This is a genomic window from Enterobacter sp. 725m/11 (assembly GCF_011683705.1).
GTDB lineage: Bacteria > Pseudomonadota > Gammaproteobacteria > Enterobacterales > Enterobacteriaceae > Enterobacter > Enterobacter bugandensis.
In genome coordinates this window covers 1-3,913 of record NZ_JAAQOK010000095.1, presented here as the reverse complement: position 1 = coordinate 3,913, position 3,913 = coordinate 1, and the positions used below count along the sequence as shown (strand labels likewise).

The window sequence follows — 3,913 nt, the reverse complement described above, 5'->3', positions numbered from 1 at the left end:
AGATGTGTATAAGAGACAGAGATGGCGACGCGCTGATCTTCATGAACTTCCGCGCTGACCGCGCGCGCGAAATCACCCGTGCGTTCGTCAACAGCGACTTCGACGGTTTTGCCCGTAAGAAAGTGGTGAACATCGACTTCATCCAGCTGACCGAATACGCGGCAGATATCAACGCCCCTTGCGCTTACCCACCAGCCTCGCTGGCTAACACCTTCGGTGAGTGGATGGCGAAGAACGACAAAACGCAGCTGCGTATTTCCGAAACGGAAAAATACGCGCACGTGACCTTCTTCTTTAACGGCGGCGTTGAAGAGCCGTTCAAAGGCGAAGAGCGCATTCTGATCAACTCGCCGAAAGTCGCGACTTACGATCTGCAGCCAGAGATGAGCTCTGCGGAATTGACTGAAAAACTGGTCGCGGCCATCGAAAGCGGCAAGTACGACACCATCATCTGTAACTACCCGAACGGCGACATGGTCGGCCATACCGGCGTAATGGAAGCGGCAGTGAAGGCGGTTGAAGCGCTGGACCACTGCGTTGAGCAGGTTGCGAAAGCGGTTGAGTCCGTTGGCGGCCAGCTGCTGATCACCGCTGACCACGGTAACGCCGAGCAGATGCGTGACCCGGCAACCGGTCAGGCGCATACCGCCCATACCAACCTGCCTGTTCCACTGATTTATGTGGGTGATAAATCAGTGAAAGCAGTAGAAGGCGGCAAGCTTTCCGACATCGCGCCAACCATGTTGTCGCTGATGGGTATGCCGATCCCTGAAGAGATGACTGGTAAGCCGCTGTTCATCGTGGAATAATCGCTCCCCATGAGGGGAAAGGCGATTTTTTCAATCACATGGGTCGTGAAGCCGCTTAGGCTATCAGTCAGACCTCTGCTTTGCGCCAGCGCACTCAGCGCTGGCGTATTGCTGTGCGCCGCATCCGCACACGCGGATGACCGCGACCAGCTGAAATCCATTCAGGCCGATATCGCCGCCAAAGAGCGTGCGGTACGCCAGCAGCAACAGCAGCGCGCCACCCTGCTCGCCCAGCTTAAGCAGCAGGAAGAGGCCATCTCCGCTGCCGCACGTAAACTCCGTGAAACGCAAAACACCCTCACCCAGTTGAACAAACAGATCGACGAGATGAATGCGTCGATTGCCAAACTGGAGCGCCAGCGTGATGCGCAGGAGCGCAACCTCGCAGCACAGCTGGATGCCGCATTCCGCCAGGGTGAACATACCGGACTCCAGCTGATCCTCAGCGGTGAAGAGAGCCAGCGCGGCCAGCGTCTGCAGGCCTATTTCGGATATCTGAACCAGGCGCGTCAGGAGACCATTGCACAGCTGAAGCAGACGCGTGAAGAGGTTTCCACCCAAAAAGCGGAGCTGGAAGAGAAGCAGAGCCAGCAGCAGACGTTGCTCTACGAACAAAAAGCGCAGCAGGCGAAACTTGAGCAGGCCCGTAACGAACGCAAGAAAACGCTGTCGGGTCTTGAGTCCTCCATTCAGGCAGGACAGAGCCAGCTGAGCGAAATGCGCGCCAACGAATCAAAACTGCGTAACAGCATTGCCCGTGCGGAAGCCGCAGCGAAGGCGCGCGCCGAAAAAGAGGCCCGCGAGGCGCAGGCGGTTCGCGACAAGCAGCAGGAAGCCTCCCGGAAAGGGACCACCTACAAGCCAAGCGAAAGCGAACGCTCCCTGATGTCGCGTACCGGCGGTCTGGGTTCCCCGCGCGGTCAGGCCTACTGGCCCGTTCGCGGCACTATTCTGCATCGCTATGGCGAACAGCTGCAGGGTGAGCTACGTTGGAAAGGGATCGTTATCGGTGCGTCTGAAGGTAGCGAAGTGAAAGCCATCGCCGATGGCCGCGTGATTCTGGCCGACTGGCTGCAGGGTTACGGGCTGGTGGTGGTGGTCGAGCATGGTAAAGGCGACATGAGTCTTTACGGCTACAACCAGAGCGCGCTGGTCAGCGTCGGCACCCAGGTGCGCGCCGGCCAACCCATCGCCCTTGTGGGCAGCAGTGGCGGTCAGGGCCGCCCGTCACTCTATTTCGAAATTCGTCGTCAGGGTCAGGCGGTCAATCCACAGCCGTGGTTGGGAAGATAAGTTTTGCTTCAATTTCGTCGAATGGTTCTCTCCGTCGTCAGCGCACTGGCGCTGGCTGCACCGGTATATGCAGGTAAACTCGCCATCGTGATTGATGACTTCGGTTATCGACCACACTATGAAAATCAGGTGCTGGCGATGCCATCAGCCATCTCCGTCGCCGTCCTGCCGAATGCGCCTCACGCGCATGAAATGGCGACCAAAGCGAACAATAGCGGCCACCAGGTCCTCATCCATCTTCCGATGGCACCGCTCAGCAAGCAGCCGCTGGAAAAAGACACCCTGCGCCCGGATATGAGCAGCGATGAGATCGAACGCATCATCCGCGACGCCTACAACAAGGTGCCGTATGCCGTGGGTCTGAACAACCATATGGGTAGCGCGATGACCTCCAGCCTGTACGGTATGCTGAAGGTGATGCAGGCGCTGGAGCGTTACAATCTCTATTTCCTCGACAGCATGACCATTGGCAACAGCCAGGCGATGCGTGCCGCTCAGGGTACGGGTGTGAAGGTCATTAAGCGCAAAGTCTTCCTGGACGACTCCCAGAACGAAGCGGATATCCGCGTGCAGTTCAACCGCGCGGTACAGCTGGCGCGCCGTAACGGTTCGGCGATTGCCATCGGGCACCCGCATCCGTCTACCGTTCGCGTTTTACAGCAAATGCTGCCGACCTTACCTGCCGATATCACGCTGGTACGCCCGAGCGATCTGCTGAACGAGCCGCAGGTGGATACCTCTACGCCGAATTCTGCGCAGCCCGTCCCGACGGCACCGCGTAACCCGTTCCGCGGCGTGAAGCGCTGTGTACCGAAGCAGCCGCTAGAACCGGTCTACGCGACCCGCGTCTTCTCCGTCATCGGAGACAGCATCAGTAACAGTACGCTGGTGAAATACGTCCAGCAGCAGTGGCAGGGATGGGGCAAGAAAGCCTGACGCTTATTTCGCAATCTGAGAGCCCGTCTGCTCATTCGCAACGGGCTCTTTTTTCTCCTGATGCAGATACCAGGATTTGAAATACTTCAAAAAGCTGTAGGCTGTGGCATACAGTCCTGTCGCCACCCCCACTTTACCCTGACGCCAGGCGCCGCTAAACAAATACCATTTAAAAAAAGCCCCGATGGCACTGATGATGCCGCGCCCGATAGAGGGGCGTATTTTATGATATTGTACCAAACGGGTTGTATAACAATTTAATTTGTTAAAAAGCTCATGCAGAGTGGGAAACGTATCATGTTTTACATAGCCCGGAATACGTTCACAACGGAGAAAACCTTCCACCTGATCGTCTACCGGTCTGTTATTAAATCGGGACTGTTTACGGTTAAAAAGACGTACAGGGTAATCAGGGGATGAAACAGGATAGATCGTCCGGACTTCTTTACCCAGAACAAACCAGTGGCGGCATATTCGCCATGCCGTTCCGGGGTCAGGCTCATCATCTGCTTTTAACGCTGAAATAGCATCAACTGTTTCCTGGTCAAGAATTTCATCACTGTCGATGCACAGGACCCAGTCATTGCTGGCTAAGGATATGGCATGATTCATCTGCTCGCCATGCCAGCCAAATTTTTTATAGACAGGGAGCAGTCCATAGCTCTCACAAATAAAACGTGTTTTGTCCGTACTGCCTGAATCTACAACGACGATCTCATCCGCTATTTTTAAAAGAGGCGGAATAACATCGTGCAATAATCTTTCAGAATTAAACGTTAATAAGCAGATCGTTATTTTAAACATGTTTCCACTCTCAACAGCAGCATAAATGAATATGATTAATACTATATAAATGCTGTCTCTTATACACATCT

The 3,913-nt window shown here is 55.1% G+C and carries 4 protein-coding genes; 3 read left to right on the top strand and 1 reads right to left on the bottom strand.

The features are described from left to right. The 3 genes from gpmI to HBA26_RS22445 form a co-directional block, all read left to right on the top strand. A partial coding sequence (gene gpmI / locus HBA26_RS22455; protein WP_166721056.1) for a 2,3-bisphosphoglycerate-independent phosphoglycerate mutase occupies positions 1–809 on the top strand: 809 nt, incomplete at its 5' end. 33 nt (positions 810–842) lie between these two features. Next, positions 843–2,102, top strand: a complete 1,260-nt coding sequence (gene envC, locus HBA26_RS22450; protein WP_231940812.1) for a murein hydrolase activator EnvC — start codon at positions 843–845, stop codon at positions 2,100–2,102. A gap of 3 nt (positions 2,103–2,105) precedes the next feature. Then, positions 2,106–3,038, top strand: a complete 933-nt coding sequence (locus tag HBA26_RS22445) for a divergent polysaccharide deacetylase family protein (RefSeq protein ID WP_206512920.1) — start codon at positions 2,106–2,108, stop codon at positions 3,036–3,038. A gap of 3 nt (positions 3,039–3,041) precedes the next feature. Here the strand turns inward: HBA26_RS22445 and HBA26_RS22440 are convergent, their stop codons facing one another. Then, positions 3,042–3,842, bottom strand: coding sequence for a glycosyltransferase family 2 protein (locus HBA26_RS22440; protein WP_126345599.1), 801 nt, complete (start codon positions 3,840–3,842; stop codon positions 3,042–3,044). Between the last annotated feature and the right edge of the window lie 71 nt (positions 3,843–3,913).

Bases quoted from the DNA above. Each gene is read 5' to 3' on its own strand.
- HBA26_RS22440 (WP_126345599.1), bottom strand. From the start codon at position 3,842: ATGTTTAAAATAACGATCTGCTTATTAACGTTTAATTCTGAAAGATTA.